The following is a 17,627-nucleotide window of genomic DNA, read 5'->3' on the forward strand; positions in this document are numbered from 1 at the left end:
TCCCTTTTGGCGTTTGAACTCATAATGCAGTCCCTTTCTATGCATGTTTTTTCGGTAACATGCATTATGAGTCAACGATGTCTCCCTAGTCTTTACTTCGGTAACATTTTTTGTGATGCAATTCGCGGGTAGCAGTTCCTCAGTGCAGACAGGTCCGGGTGTGATATAATGCTTCAAAAAGTACTGTTTTCAGGTTGGGGTTGCAGGACCCCTGAAAGGATGTGTTCGAAGATCTATGGAAAAGATACGACTCCTGATAGTTGATGAAACAGCCAAAGCCCGGGAAATTATCCGGTACGCCCTTGAAAACAGTTTTTCGAAAATCGAAATCGATGAAGCATGCAGCAACACGGAAGCAAGGGAGAAGCTGGAAAGCAGATATTACGACCTTATCCTGTGTGACTGGGAAAGCAGGAGCATCAGCGGAAGTGAATTGCTCAAGTGGATGAGGGAACATCCGGAACTGAAGAAGACTTCGTTCATCATGGTGACCGTCAGCAACGACAGGGCCTCTCTCGTTGATGCACTTCAGGCCGGGGCGACTTCGTATCTCATAAAACCGTTCAGTGTTGTCGGACTGGTCCACCGGGTCATTTCAGTGGTCTCACGGCTCGACCGGAGGGTAGCTGAGCGGTTTGTCTCGGACAGTCCCGTCTCGCTTGCTTTTCAGGATCGCCGCCTGGACGGTGCACTCATCGATATAAGCATGAGCGGCTTCCTGGGAACATTCAAAAGAGAGGGTATTTTCCCCCAGATACTTGAAAGAATTGTTATGAGCCTGAGACCTGAGGGCAGTGCAGAAATTGCAGGAATTCACGGGGTTGTTGTGAGAATTCAGTCGGCAGAGACGGACGCCGCATCGCAGTATATCAATATCGCGGTGAAATTCATGCATATCAGTTCTGAAAACGAGAAGGCGCTGCTGCGTTTTTTCGATATGCTGAAACTGAAACTTTAGCGTTCCTGTGACCGGTCACCGGATATTTTTTTCTTTTGCCCTGCATTCCCTGATAACCTCTTCGGGTATCATTTTCAGTGCCAGAACGATCAGCGCCGGCACGATGATAAGGTCGTCGAGGTGACCGATAACGGGAATAAAGTCCGGAATCAGGTCAAAGGGAAACAGTGTGTATCCGACTGCAAGTGCCAGCAGGAATTTTGCCGCCCTCGGTGTCCGTGCATCTCTTCTGCTCTTCCACGCTTCATGAATAATCTGGGTCAGATATTGAGCAACCCCATCCCCCTGCCGGGATGATACGCTTTCCTTATTGCGGTATGGACAAACTCCTTCGCACGCCGTGCTGCTTCGAGGGGACTGTGGCCAAGTGCAAGGAGAGCAGTGGCGGCAGCCGAAAAGGCACATCCGGTGCCATGGTATTCGCCGTGAATTTTTTCGTCTTCGAGGTCATGAAACCCACCGTCATAATAAAGATCATTCGCCATGTCCCGGAGGTGACCACCGGTGATGACGACAGTTTCAGGCCCCATGTCCTTGAGAGCTCTTGCGGCTTCTTCAATGCTGTTCCTGTCTTCAATCGGAATGCCTGTGATGACCGCTGCCTCGTAAATATTCGGGGATATCAGACGCGCCAGAGGGAAAAGCTTTTCCCTGATCGCATCCAGGGTTCCGTCATCGACGAGACTTCTTCCGGATGAAGAGACGGCAACAGGGTCGATCACGAGATTGACGAGGGAATATTTTCTGACTGCATCTGCGATGAGATCAACTACCCACCTGCTGTAAATCATCCCTGTTTTTATCCCGTCAGGCCTGATATCGGCAAGGAGAACATGCAGCTGCTTTTCGAATATCTCCTTTTCCACAGGAAAGATTGCGTCGACAGAGGTGCTGTTCTGGGCTGTAATGGCTGCAACCACAGACAGGCCGTGAATTCCGAATGCCCTGAATACTTTCAGATCTGCCTGCAGCCCCGCACCCCCGGTGGGATCAGAGCCTGCGATGGTCAGAACTGTTTTCATCCTTTTTCCTCAGCGCACGCTCAACTGTCCTGATCGCGCAGAACTCACCGCACATGCTGCACACATCCTGTTCCGAAGGGGGAACCTCGGAACGCAGCCTGCGGATTTTTTCGGGATCGAGGCTCAGTTCGATCTGCCCTTTCCAGTCGAGTTTTTTTCTGTACAGAGCCATGTTGCGGTCACGCTCCCGTGCCCCGGGAACGCCTTTGGCAATGTCTGCTGCATGCGCGGCAATTTTGGAAGCGATTAGGCCTTCCTTCACATCATTAAGATCCGGAAGCCTGACATGCTCTGCCGGTGTCACATAGCAGAGAAAATCAGCTCCTGCAGCCCCGGCAATTGCGCCTCCTATGGCTGCAGTGATATGGTCGTAACCAACGCCGATATCAGTGACCAGGGGCCCAAGAACATAAAAAGGGGCGCCTTTGCAAATCTCTTTCTGGATTTTAATGTTGAGTTCGATCTGGTTAAGCGGAACATGCCCCGGGCCTTCAATGATTACCTGCACTCCTGATTCAAGCGCCCGGTCCCTGAGTTCTCCGATAGTGAGCAGTTCCTCGATCTGGCTCCTGTCTGTTGCATCCTCAAGACATCCCGGCCGCAGACCATCTCCGAGACTGAGGGTAAGGTCGAATTTCCTTGAGACCTCGATGAGCCTGTCGAAATGCTCAAACAGGGGGTTTTCCCTGTCGTTATAAATCATCCATTCAAGCAGGAACGACCCGCCCCGGCTTACAATATCAAGGACCCTGCCTTCATCTCTCAGCCTTTCTACTGCTCTTCTTGTCAGCCCGGAGTGAACAGTGACGAAATCCACGCCTTCTTCCGCATGCCTCTCGATGGCATGGAAAAGGTCATCGACCGTCATCTTCGCGATTGTGCCATAGGTTTCGGCTGCTGCGACAGCCGCTTCATAAATGGGAACGGTTCCGACCGCAATGGGTGATTTCTGCATAAGAAGCCTTCTCATGTCCCGAATGGGGCCTCCGGTAGAAAGATCCATGACAGCATCTGCACCAAACTGAACGAGGAGATCGAGTTTCTTCAGCTCGTCATCAAAAGAAACCTTGTCTTTTGACGTGCCGATATTTGCGTTGACCTTGGTCCTGAGCCCTTTGCCGATACCGGTAGGTCTGATATCATGAAGTATGTTTCTCGGAATAACAGTCAGTCCTTCCGCAATGTCACCGGCGAGCCTTTCAGGGGCTATTCCTTCGGAGAGGGCTGCCTCTTTGATCTCGTCAGTAATGATGCCTTTTTTTGCTGTTTCGATTCTGGTCATTTCAGCACCTTCAGAAATTCTTTTGTTGTTTTCCTGATATCGGCTGATGTGAGGATTGCGGATATCAGGGCGATTCCGTCAGCCCCTGCATCTCTCACTTCTTCTGCCCTGTCAGGCGTAATCCCGCCGATCGCAAAAACCGGCAGGGATGTGCGGGATTTGATCTCACTGATGATCTCGGTTCCAAGGGGCTTCCCGTATTTTTCCTTGGATGCGGTTTTAAACACCGGTCCGAAAGTGATGAAATCTGCCCCGTCTCTCTCTGCGCCTTCGGCTTCATCGATGCGGTGAGTGGAGACCCCTATCAGGAGCCGGTCGCCTGCTATCTTTCTGGCAGCCCGGACAGGCATGCTGTGCTGACCGAGATGCACGCCATCAGCATCGACTGAAAGCGCGATGTCAACCCGGTCGTTAATAAACAGCCGTGCCCTGTATTCCCGTGTAAGGTCTCGTATCCAGACCGCCATGTCCAAGAGTTCTCTCCCTGACAAGTCCCTTTCCCGCAACTGGATACACCGAACACCTGCCTCGAGCGCGGTTTCGAGTGCAAAGTACATTGAGCACTGTGCGCTGAACAGTTTTCTGTTGGTAATAAGATACAGCCTGAAATCGAGGGGAGTATTTTTTGTCCTGAGCAGTTGAGGTGCCCTCTCGGCAATCCGATGCGCGGCTTCTGCTTTACTGCTATATGTCTTCACAGCATACCTTCAATGGGACTGCTCGCTGTAGCGTACAGCTTCCTGGGAATCCTGCCTGCTCTGTATGCAAGCCTCCCTGCAATGACCGCATGTTTCATCGCCTCTGCCATTGCGATCGGATCTTTTGCACCGGCTATTCCGGTGTTTATCAGTACCGCATCGCACCCGAGTTCCATGGCAACGGTTGCATCGGATGCGGTGCCGACACCTGCGTCAACGATTACCGGAGTATTCACGGTTTCCATGATTATCTTTATGTTGTATGGATTGCGGATGCCGAGACCTGAACCGATGGGAGCACCAAGGGGCATGACTGCTGCTGCGCCTGCATCCTCAAGCCTCTTTGCCATGATAGGGTCATCATTGGTATAGGGCAGAACGATGAAACCTTCGCGGACAAGAATCTCGGTGGCTTTCAGGAGCCCCCAGGTATCAGGGAATAGGGTTTTTTCATCTCCGATAACCTCAAGTTTAATGAGGTCAGAAATGCCGGCCTCTCTCGCAAGCCTTGCGTACCTGACAGCGTCGTCTACTGTATAGCATCCGGCGGTATTCGGCAGTATCTTGTATTTTTTCGGATCGAGATAGTCAAGGAGATTTTCTGTTTTCCTGTCCGTAATATTTACCCTCCTGACCGCTACCGTAACGACATCACTTCCCGAGGCCTCGACCGCTTTTTTTGTCTCCTCAAAGTCCCTGTACTTGCCTGTCCCTACCCAGAGCCGTGACCGGAATTCTATGCCTTTGATTATCAGCTTGTCATCCATGTGTTTGCTTCCTTTCTTTTTTCACCATATTCAGGTACATATAACATCATATCGCCTGAATTACTGATCGCGCAGCCTGTTTCAGCCACCTCCCACAAAATTGACGATCTCAACCTTATCCCCTTCATTGAGGCTGAATGTAGAATAGTCTGCTTTCTTTATGATCGAATAGTTCACCTCAACCGCAACACGCCCCGGTTCGATACCGAGCTCATGGAGAAGCCGTGCTATCGTTCCTGCGTCTGCTGATTCAAATATCTCACCGTTGACCGTAAGCCGCATAAAAACAAAAAACCGTATCCCCTGAAGGATACGGCATCCTTCCCATTCCCTACGCCGGCATTACCCGTCTCAGGTTCAAGGGGTCTTTCCTCATGCAAATCAGGAAACTCTCAGGCGTTTAAGCCTCCCCCAGGGTACTGAATTAAGTATAATTCAAGCGTCAGGGAATGTCAAACAACGATAATAATCGGTGAAAAAAACCATGAAAGTCCATAAGGGTTATCCGGCAGCAATAAGGTTGATTTTATGCGCGAGGCAGCCGGCGCCGAACCCGTTATCGATATTCATTACCGCGATTCCCGGGACGCAGGAATTGAGCATTGCAAAGAGTGCGGTCAGTCCCCCGAGATTGGTCCCGTAGCCAACAGAAGTAGGCACCGCAACAATAGGCTTGTCAACAAGCCCTCCCACAACAGAAGGAAGCGCGCCTTCCATCCCTGCAACAACGATAATGACCTTTGCCGAATCAAGCGATTTCCTTGCATCAATAAGCCGGTGAATCCCTGCGACTCCCACGTCGAACACGGTTTCGGTCCTGTTTCCGAGAAAAGACGAGGTTACCGCAGCTTCTTCCGCAACAGGGATATCCGATGTGCCTGCCGAGATGATGAGGATATGTCCCCTTTCTTCCCTGCTGCCATTGACTTCTATCACCCCTGATGAGGGATGAAACGATGCTTTTCTTATCTTCAGCATGCCGAAGATCTCTCGTGTGGCCTTCGTGATCAGCAATCTGCCGTTTTTTTTGTATATCGTCCGGGCAATCGCTGCCACGTCAGACGGTTTTTTCCCGGTTGCAAAGACCACTTCCGGTATCCCCTGCCTCAAATGCCTGTGATGGTCGATCTTCGCGATGGATATGTCTTCATACGGGAGATGCCTTAACCGGTCAAGCGCTTTCTCAGGGCTTATCTTCCCTGAACTGACCGAGTCGAGAAGTTTTCTGATTTTCCTGTTATCCATCGCGGGACCTGAAGTTATGCCCGGTAAGCAGTGCGGTTACCCATAAAACTCGGATTTCAGCGAGCGTTCAAGCAGATCCTTTGCAGCGAAAAACGGATCCTTTTCTTCATGAAGGACTTTGTAGATCTGCTCGATGATCGGCATTTCGACCCAGTATTTCAAGGACAATGCATACGCAGACTCTGCGGTCGCAACCCCTTCCGCAACGCTGTGTGTCTGGCTCAGGATTTCTCTGAGTTTCATGCCCTGACCGAGTTTCATCCCGACCGTGTAATTTCTCGAAAGAGGACTTGTACAGGTGAGCACAAGATCTCCGATCCCGCTGAGTCCCGAGAATGTCCTTTCCTTCGCTCCCATTGCCAGTCCCAGCCTCGTCATCTCGGCGAGCCCCCTCGTAATGAGGGATGCGCGGGCGTTGTTGCCAAACCCAAGACTGTCGGATATCCCCGCCGCAATCGCCATAACATTTTTCAGGGCGCCTCCTATTTCGACGCCGATGATATCATCATGGGTGTATACTCTGAAACTGTTTGTATTGAATATTTCCTGCAGAATGATGCCGGTATTGTTCTGATCTGTTGCCACCGTTACTGCGGTGGGTGATTTCTTTATCACCTCTTTTGCAAAACTCGGACCCGAGAGGACCGCAACGGGATGATCAGACAGCTCTTTCAGTATGGAGGAGACTGTGAGGAGAGTGCCCCGTTCGATACCCTTTGACACGCTGATGATGACCGACTCTTTGCCGATATTCTGCACAGCTTCCCTGAATACCGCACGTGTGTACTGGGCAGGAACCGCATTGATGATATAGCGGGATTTGTTCAGGGCGTCTTTCAGATTGCTCACAGCCCTGATTTCATCCGGCAGTCTGAAGTCCGGCAGGTAGAGACTGTTTACCCGTGTGGCATTGATTTCATCCGCAAGGCCTGTGTCGTGAGCCCAGAGCGTCACTTCATAGCCTTTATCTGCGAGAAGATACGCGAGTGTCGTTCCCCAGCTGCCGGCACCTATGACAGAGATATAGCTCATGACTTCACGTTGTGCTTTGTGCACGGAGCACCGCAAAGGGTGGCAGCCATATGCGGATTCCTGCTGAATGCCATATATTCTCCTGTATTCAGTTTTCTGTGATTTACCCTTGTTTTGATTTTTCTATTTTTGCCCATATATCCCTCAGTGTGACCGTCCGGTTGAATACAGGTCTGCCACCGGATGAATCCGGGTCAGCACAGAAATATCCGAGCCTCTCGAACTGGTAGCGGTTTCCGGCAACAGCATCCGCCAGCGATGGTTCGGCACGGCATCCCTGCAGCGCTACCAGGGATTCAGGATTCATTGCGGACTTGAAGTCCTGCCCTTCTTCCATATCATCCGGATCAGCCTTCACGAAAAGATGGTCATACAGGCGCACCTCTGCTTCCACGGCATGGGCTGCGGAAACCCAATGGAGAGTCGCCTTTACTTTCCTCCCGTCAGGTGCGTCTCCTCCGCGCGTGGACGGATCATAGATGCATCTCAGTTCACGTATCTCCCCTGTAACCTCGTCCTTTACCACGCTGACGCATTTGATGAAATATGCATACCGCAGTCTCACTTCGCGGCCGGGAGCGAGACGGAAAAACTGCTTTGGCGGATCTTCCCTGAAATCATCCTGTTCAATGTAGAGAATACGCGAAAACGGGACTTTGCGCGTACCCATCGCGGGATCCTCAGGATTGTTGATTGCATCGAGTTCCTCAACAAGCCCTTCCGGATAATTTTCGATGACCACTTTCAGAGGCCGGAGTACCGCCATTACACGCGGGACATGTTTATTCAGATCCTCGCGCAGGCAGTATTCAAGAAGCGCCACGTCAACAACGCTTTCCCGTTTGGCGACACCTATCCGTTCGCAGAAGTTCCTGATCGATGCGGGAGTGTATCCCCGCCTTCTCATTCCGGACAATGTGGGCATGCGGGGATCGTCCCATCCGTTTACATAACCGTGTCCCACAAGCTCGTTAAGCTTCCGCTTGCTTAATATGGTATAGCTGAGATTAAGCCGGGCAAACTCGATCTGCTTCGGGTGATAGACCTCAAGCTCAGTCAGAAACCAGTCGTACAGAGGCCGGTGGTCCTCAAATTCGAGTGTGCAGATCGAATGCGTGATCCCCTCGATCGAATCAGAAAAGCCGTGGGCGAAGTCGTACATGGGATATATGCACCATTGGTCGCCGGTCCTGTGGTGCCGGGCTTTAAGAATGCGGTAGAGTACAGGGTCCCTCATATTGATATTCCCGGACGTCATGTCGATTTTAGCCCTGAGGGTCCGTGTGCCGTCGTCGAATTCACCGGCTCTCATGCGCGCGAACAGATCGAGGTTTTCTTCTATCGGCCGATAGCGATAGGGGCTTTCCCTGCCGGGTTCCGTAAGTGTTCCCCGGTAGTCCCTCATTTGCTCTGGGGTCAGGTCGCAGACATATGCCCTGCCTTTTTTTATCAGCTGAACGGCATACTCATACAGTTGCTCGAAATAGTCGGATGCGTAATATATCCTTTCACCCCAGTCAAACCCCAGCCATCTGACATCCTCTATGATCGATTCGACATATTCCGCCTCTTCCTTTGTCGGATTGGTGTCATCGAATCTCAGGTTGCAGAGTCCCCCGAACTCTGCCGCGATCCCGAAGTTGAGGCAGATTGACTTTGCATGTCCGATATGCAGATACCCGTTCGGCTCGGGGGGAAAGCGGGTGTGTACCCTTCTGCCGTAGATGCCGGTTTCGAGGTCCTGTTTTACGATGTCCCTGATGAAATCAGAGGGTTGTGATATGTCCGGCGGGAGTGGATCTGTTTCTTTCTGATCCGTTGTTCCGTTGGCCTTTTTCATGTCCTGATGCGTATCTCCTTTATTGCTTTCTCGAGTCTCCGCAGGGTTTTTTCCTTGCCGAGTATCTCAAGGACTTCAAATATTCCGGGACTTTCTGTCCTGCCGGTCACCGCAACCCTCACAGGCTGCGCAATATTCCCGAGTTTCGTATCCAGCTTTTCCCCGGTTGACACGAACGCCTTTTCTATTTCCTGCGCGGTAAAATAATCCAGGGCCGCGAGAGATTCCCTTATCTGAACCAGATTCGCAAGATATTTCTCGTTCAGGAATTTTGTCCGGGCTTTTTCATTATACTCAATGTCATCCGCAATATAATACCTCAATGAATCTGCGAGTTCTGTCAACGTCTTTGCGCGTTCCCTGAGAGTATTCACCGCCCTTGAAAGCCATTGTGCCTCCATGTCCTGTCCCTCTTCGATAATGTGTTCTCTTATGAGGAACGGCGTTACAAGCGTTGACAGTTTTTCAGGTGAGGAATTCATTATATACTGGCTGTTGAGCCACAGGAGCTTTTCGGGATTGAATACCGCCGAGGATTTCCCGACATTTTCGAACGAGAAATGGCTGATCAGTTCTTCCCTTGAGAACACCTCCTGATCGCCGTAAGACCAGCCGAGCCGCACAAGATAATTGACGAGCGCATCCGGCAGATACCCCGAATCCCTGTACGCGATGACCGATGTCGCCCCATGCCGTTTGCTCAAACGTGCCTTATCAGATCCAAGGATCATCGGGAGATGCGCAAATGAAGGAATCCCGTAGCCGAGTGCCCTGTAGATATGGATCTGTTTCGGGGTATTGTTCAGATGGTCGTCCCCCCTAATGACATGGGTGATTTTCATGTCAACGTCATCGACGACCACCGTAAAATTGTAGGTAGGGGTACCATCAGACCGCATAATGATAAGATCGTCAAGATGGGTGTTTTCGAACACTGCCGTGCCCTTTATCATGTCTTCCACAACAGTCTCTCCCTCCTGCGGCATGCGGAAGCGGACCGCCGGGGTCCTCCCGGGCACCGGTTCCTGCAGGTGCCTGCACCGGCCGTCATATTTCGGCGACTGCCCCTGAGCCAGTGCATCCTGCCTTCTCTGTTCGAGTTCTTCCGGGGTGCAGTAACAGTGGTATGCGTTTCCCTCCTTCAGGAGCTTTTCACAATACAGGCGGTAGACATCAAACCGTTCAGTCTGTCTGTACGGGCCCTCATCCCAGTCGAGCGCAAGCCACTTCATCCCCTCAAGAATCGAATCGATGTATTCGTCGGTCGAGCGTGTCCTGTCCGTATCTTCGATTCTTATGATAAAAGTGCCTTTGTTATGCCGTGCAAAAAGCCAGTTGAAGAGGGCAGTCCTTGCCCCGCCCACATGAAGATGCCCTGTGGGACTTGGTGCAAAACGAACTCTCACGCTATTGAACACAGTTAATCCTCCGCCGTGTAACTGAGTATTACTGCTGCATAGATTATAATCGATACCCGTGCTGTTTTGCCGGCCCGGTGATATACGTGTGAAAGGACTAATCCCTGATTCTCTTTACCTCAAAGGTCAGTACATTTGCGGTTTTTTCTGTTGCCCTGAACCGCTCGTCTCCCCGGTAACCGACAACCCAGATGATATCCTCCCCGGATACCACGAGGGGAACCCTGTCACGCTCGTCTCTCGGGATTTTCATATCGACAAAAAAGTCCTGCAGCTTCTTCCTCTTCCCGAACCCTGCGGGGTAGAAAAAATCGCCGTTTTTTCTCGGCCTCGCTGTCAGGGGGAGGGCCAGTCTGTCGAGATCAAAGATGCCGAAAGACGACCAGAGCCCCTGACGGGCAGACATTTCCTGCACATCTTTTTCCGTGGAGGCATCAAGAAGGATGCCAGCCTCTTTCAGTATGGTTTCTCCCGGGATTGTCAGGGGATAGGTATCCAGTCTGGCAGGGGGTTCGGATGTCAGCACAAGCATCGAGTATTCCTTTATCGCCCTGATGCCTCCGGGCAGATAAAGCCTGTCACCGGGATTTCCATGCTTTATCATCTCAACCATGTCTTCGATATGGATGAAGCTTATGCCCCTCAGGCTCCTTGTTTCATCTACGGCCCTGCGCAGTACCCGCCTCATGATTGCCGTATCCATGATCTCGAATGGCGCAAGGAAAAGCTCAATTCGCGAGGCCGTCTTCCTGCTGATGAGTTTCATCAGTGTTTTGGTGACGATAATCTCAAAGTACCTCTCTTCATCCCTGAATATGGCAGCAGTTTTTGCAAGAGTGCTGATTATATCCTGATTGAATTCCCTGATGACGGGAAGGAGCGAGAGGCGTATTCTGTTCCGCAGGTAGTCGCTCCTGAGGTTCGAAGAGTCGATGACATACTCTATGCCCTGCTGGTCCAGAAATTCTTCCACCTCTTTCCTTTCGACGTCAATCAGCGGCCGGATGATGCTTTTCCGGACCGGGGGAATTCCCGCAAGTCCTGTCGGACCAGCTCCCCTCAGCAGGCGCATCAGGAGTGTCTCTGCCTGGTCATCTGCCGTGTGTCCCAGAGAGATTCTGTCTGCCCTGAGTTCATATGCGGTCTCATCGTATGTTGCATACCGCAGCTGCCGGGCGGCTTCCTGCATGTTGAGCCCCTGAGTTTTTGCGAATGATTTTACCTCGACGGATTTTGCAACAAACTGCAGGTTGAGCGAATCGCAGAGTTTTTTGCAGAACTCTCTCTCTTGCACTGTCTCACCCGGCCTTAAGCCGTGGTCAATGTATACCGCATGCAATGTGAGCTTGTACCGCTCCCTGAGGCCGTTCAGAATATGGAGCATGCATACAGAATCGGGACCGCCAGAAAGCCCTGCGAGGACGGTTTCTCCGCCTGAAAGCATGGAGAATTTCTTTATGGTCGCAGTGATCTTATTGGCGAGGGCCGGCATACGCACTGTTAACACCAGGTGTCGTTATGCAATTCTCTGAGGTATTCCTCCCACTCGATCGGGAGGAGATATTTTTTTTTGTTGTTGCATTCCTTGCAGGCGGGGACAACATTCCCTTTGGAGGATTTGCCTCCGCGGATTATCGGCACCACATGCTCCATGGTGAGTTCCCGGGGATGAAATTTTTTCCGGCAGAAATAGCATATCCCCCCGGCACATTTCCGTTTCCACCACTGCGTTTTCCTTAAACGCTGTGCCAGCAATTTTTCTTTCTTAATCTCTTCCTCGGTGACAGAGGAAATAAACGATCCCATGGAATCAGTCCTGCAACCCTGCATGAAGCATTTCTGATGAGGTCAGCTAAAAGAGTTTCCCCAGGTTGCCGAGCCCGGGCATCTGCAGTCCTCCCGTAAGTTTGGACATCTCGCTGTTCACCATCTCCTGAGCACGCCGCAGCGCCTCATTGACGGCTGCCATGACGAGATCCTGAAGCATTTCGAGATCCTCCGGATTGACCACGTCCTTTTCAATCTTTATCGAGACAATCTCGCCGGCCCCGCTTGCCACCACGCTTACCATGCCGCCGCCGGCAGTTGCCTCAACGGTTTTTTTCTTTGCCTCTTCCTGCATCTCTGCCATTTTAGCCTGAAGCTTTTGCGCCTCACGCATGATATCGCCGAGCATTTTCTTTGACATGTCATCCTCCGTTCACCCCTGACAATCCCACACAAAAAAGCAGGATTCACGGGGATACTCTATTTTGTTCCGTCTGTTATCGGTCCAACATCAACGATTCTGCCGTCGAAAAGATGGAGGACCTCTTTAATTACCGGATCAGCCATCGCCTCTTCCTTGAGATCCTTTTTCCTGATGGTTTTTTTGCCTTCTGTTTCAATACTCAGTGTGACCTGTGTCCCGATTTCTTCAGAGACAAGCTGTTCGATCCGTTTTTTATTTTTTTTCAGCGAATCGGAAAAAACTGCATATCCGCCGTTCAGCGTAAGCACCAGTTTGCTCCCCTGAAGGCTGCACCCTGCCATCGAAAGTTTTGAGGCAAGAGGCGGATCCATTTTTTTCACTACCCTTTCCCATATCTCATCGGTAAGGGATACGTGACATGGCGCATCAGTCGCTGTTGCGTTTGTGTCCCGGCCGGACAAGGGGATGTTCCCGGGTTGTTCAGCCTGCGCTGTCTCCCTGGTCACCGGCTCTTTTCCGGCAGGAGCTGGAGCTGCATCAGCCTTTTTTTTTGCCCCTGAGGGATCTCCGGGCGGCTTCCTTGTGCCTGACCCGGGTTGCAGATATTCATTCAGGTTTTCGAGTATCTCCTTGAGCGGTGTCATTTCCCTGAGAAAACTTGCCTTTAAAAGCAGCATTTCGAAGGCAAGACGTGACGACGAGGCGTTCCTGATGTCAACCTCTGCCCTCAGCAGTTCGGCAAGCAGCAGGGTCAGATGGTCTTCGGATGTCGTGGCAAGAATTTTCCGGATAGTGTCTATTTCCTCTGTGCCCAGATCCAGCACCTCATCCGGTTTCCTGACAATGCTGACCACCAGCATGTTCCTGAGGAACTGGATGAGTTCCCTTGTAAATGACCTGATATCGGTTCCTTTTTCTATGAGTTCGCCTGTAATGGTGATGATTTCCTCCCTTTTACCCTCAATGAGTGCCAGTGAGAGCTGAGCAAGAAGACTGAAGTCAGTAATGCCGAGCAGGTCCTTCACCTCTGTTTCGCTGATATCTGAAGAGAAGGAGATTATCTGGTCGAGTATTGTGAGTGAATCCCTGAGACTGCCGTCTGCGGCCCGGGCGACCATCTCGATAGCCGGACCGGTAATGGTTATTCCTTCGGATTCCGCGATTCTTTTCAGTCTTTCCTTAATCCGGGAGCTGTGTATCCTCCTGAAGGGAAGGTGCTGGCAGCGGGAAAGCACTGTCGACGGGATCTTGCGCGGCGCAGTTGTTGCCAGAACGAACACAACGTGAGGGGGAGGTTCCTCGAGGGTCTTCAGCAATGCATTGAATGCTGCATCTGACAGCATATGCGTTTCGTCAATAATATATACCTTGTACCTTCCTCCGGAAGGGACATATTTGACCCTCTCCCTGAGATCCCGTATATCATTTACACTGTTGTTTGAAGCCCCGTCGATCTCGATGACATCAACAGAAGAGCCGTCTGTAATTGAGGTGCAGAACGAGCATGCGCCGCACGGAGCAGATGTCGGGCCATCCTTGCAGTTCAGCGCCTTTGCGAGTATCCGTGCAGTTGAAGTCTTTCCGACTCCCCGTGGTCCGGAGAACAGGTATGCATGGGCGATTCTCCCCTGATCAATGGAATTTTTCAGGACACGCGTGATAGGTTCCTGACCAATGAGATCATCGAATACCTGGGGTCTCCATTTTCTTGCAAGGACCAAATAGCTCATATCTTCTCCCCTGTCCCTCTTCAGCCTGGGAACGGCTGTCTCCGGCACCCAGGAAAAATGCTTACCGCTGCTTCCTCCCGGATCTGACGGGATTCACATCCACCTGCTGCGAAGGGCCGTCCCCAGGCTGCAGAAAGACAGGATGGCGGAGAGAGTGGGAGTCGAACCCACGGTACGGGTTTAGCGTACACACGATTTCCAGTCGTGCTCCTTCGGCCTCTCGGACATCTCTCCATACACTTCAGTTATATGTCAATAGTACACAGTCAACAGTCAGAACGCGAATAAATAACAGGACACTGTCTGCAGTATCCCAAATCCAGCGGTAAGGAACTCACACGTCTGATACCCAGTTCATTGCGAGTTCCGAAAGCATTCGGGACGTGGCAATCTCACATGAGAAGGCAAGATTACTCCGATACACTCGCAATGCCCGTTCTTATCAGTGGATTTGAGCGTATCTAATACGTTAATGAAAAGGCTGCGATAAAATCAAGGCTGCGACGAAAGCTTTTTCCTGAGCAGATCGTTGACCATCTGGGGATTTGCCTTGCCTTTCATCAGTTTCATCACCTGGCCGACAAAGAAGCCTATCAGTTTTTCTTCTCCTGACTTAAACCTTTCTGCCTCTTTTGGATTTTTTGCAATCACATCGTCAACCGCCTTTTCTATCTCTCCCGTATCGCTTATCTGTACTAAACCCTTTTCTTTTACAATTGCGTCTGCAGTTATTTCCAATGCTGGTAGTTCCAACTTAGCTATTCCTATATTTTCAGCTGTTGTTCTATACATCTCATCTAAAACAGTTTTAGCCATTGTCCAGCTAATTATTTTATTTTCTATTAAGTTGAGTATGCCAACAAGCTGTTTAGGCTTTAAAGGACACTCTTCAATTGATTTATTTTCTGCATTTAATAGTCTTAATAGGTCACCCGTTATCAAATTAGAAACAGCTTTTGGTTGACCTCCGAGTTTCACTGTCTCTTCAAACAAATCTGCAAGTGGTTTTTCTGATATAAGGAAATCAGTATCGTATTCAGAAAGACCATAAAATGAGACAAAGCGCGCTCTTTTTACATCCGGGAGTTCGGGGAGGGCCGACCTTATCTCCTCGATCCATTGCTGATTTACCGTAATAGGGACAAGATCGGGTTCGGGAAAGTACCGGTAATCATGCGCTTCTTCCTTTCCGCGCATCGATTCCGTGATACCTCTCGCCGAGTCCCACAGCCTTGTTTCCTGCAAGATCCTGCCGCCGCTGTCCAGAACCTTTATCTGTCGTTTGATTTCATAGTCAAGCGCCTTTTCCACAAACCTGAACGAATTGATGTTCTTGATCTCTGCCTTCACTCCCAGCTCTTTCTGACCGGCCGGGCGGAGGGATATATTTGCGTCACACCGCAGCGAACCCTGCTCCATATTTCCGTCGCAAACCCCAAGGTACCTGAGGATGGCCCTGAGTTTTTTCATGTATTCGACAGCTTCCAGAGGACTCCTGATATCAGGCTCGGACACGATTTCCATCAGGGGAACCCCGGCCCTGTTCAGATCGACAAAGCTGTAATTGCCGGCGCCTTCATGAATGTTTTTTCCTGCATCCTCTTCCATATGAATCCGCGTGATGCCGATTCTCCTGGATTTCCCGTCTGCGATTATTTTGACATGCCCGTCCTCACAAATCGGCAACTCGTACTGGCTTATCTGATATCCTTTCGGAAGGTCGGGATAAAAGTAATTCTTCCTCGCGAACCTGCTGTACGGCGATATTCTGCAGTGTGTGGCAAGTCCGGTCCTGATCGCGAATTCAAGCGCCTTTCTGTTCAGCACGGGAAGCACGCCCGGCATCCCGATGCATACAGGGCAGGTCTGGGTATTCGGCCCGGCGCCGAATGCAGTAGGACATCCGCAGAAGATTTTGGTGGCGGTGAGCATCTGCGCATGCACTTCGAGGCCGATTATTGTTTCATATTTCATAGGGAAGGCTTTCTCCTGTGCCAGACGGTGCTCTGCTCATAGGCAAAGGCAAGCTTTATGATGGACTCCTCGTCAAAATGCTTCCCGATAAACTGGAGCCCTACCGGCAGATTGTCTGAGGTGAATCCGCACGGAATGGAGATGGCGGGTACCCCCGCAAGATTCACCGATATCGTGAAAATGTCGGACAGGTACATCTGGAGGGGGTCAGAGGTCTTTTCGCCGATTCTGAATGCAGCGGTAGGGGTTGTCGGGGTCACGATTGCATCGACATCCCTGAAGACAGCCCCGAAATCATCTTTTATGCGCGTCCTCACCTGCTGCGCCTTCCTGTAATAGGCGTCATAATATCCTGATGACAGTGCGTATGTGCCGAGCATTATCCTTCTTTTTACCTCTGCGCCGAAACCCTCTGCCCTTGTATTCATGTACATCTCCATGAGGTCTTTCCCTTCAGACCGGAGACCGTATTTTACCCCGTCGTAGCGTGCAAGATTCGATGAAGCCTCTGACATCGCAAGGACGTAATACGTTGCCACGGCATATCCGGTATGCGGCAATGATACCTTCACGGGAACAGCCCCGAGCGATTCGAGCTGCTTTACCGCTTCCCTGACAGCTTCTTCAACTTCCCTGTCCATCCCGTCAATAAAATATTCTTCAGGTATCCCGATCTTCATTCCCCTGATATCCTTTCCGAGGACTGCGGTAAAATCCGGGACCGGGACGGGAGCAGACGTTGAGTCACAGGGGTCATGACCGGAGATGATGTTCATTAACACCGCTGAATCCCTGACATTCTTTGTAATCGGGCCGATCTGGTCGAGTGAGGATGCAAAGGCAACGAGACCATACCGTGAAACGCGTCCATAGGTCGGTTTCATGCCGACAACCCCGCATAGCGCTGCAGGCTGCCTGATCGATCCACCTGTATCCGATCCGAGTGCCGCGATGCATTCGTCAGCTGCGACTGCTGCCGCAGAACCGCCGCTCGACCCTCCCGGAATCCTCTCAGGGTCCCACGGGTTCTTTGTCACATGCAGACCGGAATTTTCTGTTGATGAGCCCATCGCGAACTCATCCATGTTCGTCTTCCCGATCAGGATGTACCCTTCCCCGGCAAGCCGTGATGTTGCCGTGCTTTCGTAGGGAGGGACAAACGTATGCAGTATTTTCGATGCGCATGTTGTTGGTATGCCTTTTGTACACATGTTGTCTTTGATGGCAAGGGGAATGCCTGTCAGCTGTTTGCTGTTCAGTGCCCCGGACTGAATCGCGTCCTGGGCTTTTTGTGCCGTTTCCATCGCTTTTTCTCTTGTGAGGGTAACGAACGCACGGACCCGGTCTTCAACAGTATCGATTCTCCTGTAGACGGAAGCAACAATATCGGGAACCGATATTTCCTTCCTGTCGAGCAGATCCTTCAGTTCAGTGATAGTAAGTGTGCACGCCTCATGCATACCTGTCTTC

General features: G+C 51.1%; 17 protein-coding genes, 1 tRNA gene, 1 other RNA gene and 1 riboswitch. Of the genes, 1 reads left to right on the top strand and 18 read right to left on the bottom strand.

Translation table 11 applies throughout. The features are described 5' to 3' along the window. Positions 1-235: 235 nt before the first annotated feature. Positions 236-958, top strand: a complete 723-nt coding sequence (locus AB1552_08695; GenBank protein ID MEW6053849.1) for a response regulator — start codon at positions 236-238, stop codon at positions 956-958. Between the two features lie 15 nt (positions 959-973). On the opposite strand, the gene AB1552_08700 is transcribed toward AB1552_08695, so the two are convergent. From AB1552_08700 to gatA, 18 genes are all read right to left on the bottom strand, one after another. Further along, positions 974-1,222: a DUF1232 domain-containing protein gene (locus tag AB1552_08700; GenBank protein MEW6053850.1), complete on the bottom strand. Its 249-nt coding sequence runs from the start codon at positions 1,220-1,222 to the stop codon at positions 974-976. After that, positions 1,219-1,980 carry a bifunctional hydroxymethylpyrimidine kinase/phosphomethylpyrimidine kinase gene (thiD, locus tag AB1552_08705; GenBank protein ID MEW6053851.1) on the bottom strand — a complete coding sequence of 254 codons (762 nt, stop codon included), beginning with the start codon at positions 1,978-1,980 and terminating at the stop codon, positions 1,219-1,221. Before thiD ends, AB1552_08700 begins: the two co-directional genes overlap by 4 nt. Continuing rightward, positions 1,949-3,262, bottom strand: coding sequence for a phosphomethylpyrimidine synthase ThiC (gene thiC, locus AB1552_08710; GenBank protein MEW6053852.1), 1,314 nt, complete (start codon positions 3,260-3,262; stop codon positions 1,949-1,951). Before thiC ends, thiD begins: the two co-directional genes overlap by 32 nt. Next, positions 3,259-3,960: a thiamine phosphate synthase gene (gene thiE, locus AB1552_08715; GenBank protein ID MEW6053853.1), complete on the bottom strand. Its 702-nt coding sequence runs from the start codon at positions 3,958-3,960 to the stop codon at positions 3,259-3,261. The genes thiC and thiE overlap by 4 nt, the downstream gene beginning before the upstream one ends. Then, complete coding sequence (locus AB1552_08720; GenBank protein ID MEW6053854.1) at positions 3,957-4,727, bottom strand: thiazole synthase; 771 nt, start codon at positions 4,725-4,727, stop codon at positions 3,957-3,959. Before AB1552_08720 ends, thiE begins: the two co-directional genes overlap by 4 nt. 81 nt (positions 4,728-4,808) lie before the next feature. After that, positions 4,809-5,009, bottom strand: coding sequence for a sulfur carrier protein ThiS (gene thiS, locus AB1552_08725; protein ID MEW6053855.1), 201 nt, complete (start codon positions 5,007-5,009; stop codon positions 4,809-4,811). A 28-nt stretch (positions 5,010-5,037) separates the two neighbouring features. Continuing rightward, a riboswitch (TPP riboswitch) is annotated at positions 5,038-5,150 on the bottom strand. Between the two features lie 78 nt (positions 5,151-5,228). Beyond that, positions 5,229-5,972: a nickel pincer cofactor biosynthesis protein LarB gene (gene larB, locus AB1552_08730; protein MEW6053856.1), complete on the bottom strand. Its 744-nt coding sequence runs from the start codon at positions 5,970-5,972 to the stop codon at positions 5,229-5,231. Between the two features lie 36 nt (positions 5,973-6,008). Next, positions 6,009-7,004, bottom strand: coding sequence for an NAD(P)H-dependent glycerol-3-phosphate dehydrogenase (locus AB1552_08735; protein ID MEW6053857.1), 996 nt, complete (start codon positions 7,002-7,004; stop codon positions 6,009-6,011). A gap of 103 nt (positions 7,005-7,107) precedes the next feature. Next, complete coding sequence (locus AB1552_08740) at positions 7,108-8,844, bottom strand: glutamine--tRNA ligase/YqeY domain fusion protein (protein MEW6053858.1); 1,737 nt, start codon at positions 8,842-8,844, stop codon at positions 7,108-7,110. Continuing rightward, on the bottom strand, positions 8,841-10,262 hold the full coding sequence (gltX, locus tag AB1552_08745; protein ID MEW6053859.1) for a glutamate--tRNA ligase: 1,422 nt from the start codon (positions 10,260-10,262) through the stop codon (positions 8,841-8,843). The genes AB1552_08740 and gltX overlap by 4 nt, the downstream gene beginning before the upstream one ends. Before the next feature lie 97 nt (positions 10,263-10,359). Next, positions 10,360-11,754: a tRNA lysidine(34) synthetase TilS gene (gene tilS, locus AB1552_08750; GenBank protein MEW6053860.1), complete on the bottom strand. Its 1,395-nt coding sequence runs from the start codon at positions 11,752-11,754 to the stop codon at positions 10,360-10,362. A gap of 8 nt (positions 11,755-11,762) precedes the next feature. Next, on the bottom strand, positions 11,763-12,068 hold the full coding sequence (locus AB1552_08755; GenBank protein MEW6053861.1) for an HNH endonuclease: 306 nt from the start codon (positions 12,066-12,068) through the stop codon (positions 11,763-11,765). Positions 12,069-12,114: 46 nt separating this feature from the next. Next, positions 12,115-12,450: a YbaB/EbfC family nucleoid-associated protein gene (locus AB1552_08760; protein ID MEW6053862.1), complete on the bottom strand. Its 336-nt coding sequence runs from the start codon at positions 12,448-12,450 to the stop codon at positions 12,115-12,117. A gap of 59 nt (positions 12,451-12,509) precedes the next feature. After that, positions 12,510-14,183, bottom strand: a complete 1,674-nt coding sequence (dnaX, locus tag AB1552_08765) for a DNA polymerase III subunit gamma/tau (protein MEW6053863.1) — start codon at positions 14,181-14,183, stop codon at positions 12,510-12,512. Between the two features lie 25 nt (positions 14,184-14,208). Next, an RNA gene (gene ffs / locus AB1552_08770) (signal recognition particle sRNA small type) lies at positions 14,209-14,306 on the bottom strand. Positions 14,307-14,326: 20 nt separating this feature from the next. Then, positions 14,327-14,417: transfer RNA gene (locus AB1552_08775), tRNA-Ser, on the bottom strand. A gap of 258 nt (positions 14,418-14,675) precedes the next feature. Further along, positions 14,676-16,157: an Asp-tRNA(Asn)/Glu-tRNA(Gln) amidotransferase subunit GatB gene (gatB, locus tag AB1552_08780; protein MEW6053864.1), complete on the bottom strand. Its 1,482-nt coding sequence runs from the start codon at positions 16,155-16,157 to the stop codon at positions 14,676-14,678. After that, positions 16,154-17,617 carry an Asp-tRNA(Asn)/Glu-tRNA(Gln) amidotransferase subunit GatA gene (gene gatA, locus AB1552_08785; GenBank protein ID MEW6053865.1) on the bottom strand — a complete coding sequence of 488 codons (1,464 nt, stop codon included), beginning with the start codon at positions 17,615-17,617 and terminating at the stop codon, positions 16,154-16,156. Before gatA ends, gatB begins: the two co-directional genes overlap by 4 nt. Positions 17,618-17,627 lie beyond the last annotated feature (10 nt).

The sequence above is a fragment of the Nitrospirota bacterium genome, from assembly GCA_040754395.1.
Taxonomy (GTDB): domain Bacteria; phylum Nitrospirota; class Thermodesulfovibrionia; order Thermodesulfovibrionales; family SM23-35; genus JBFMCL01.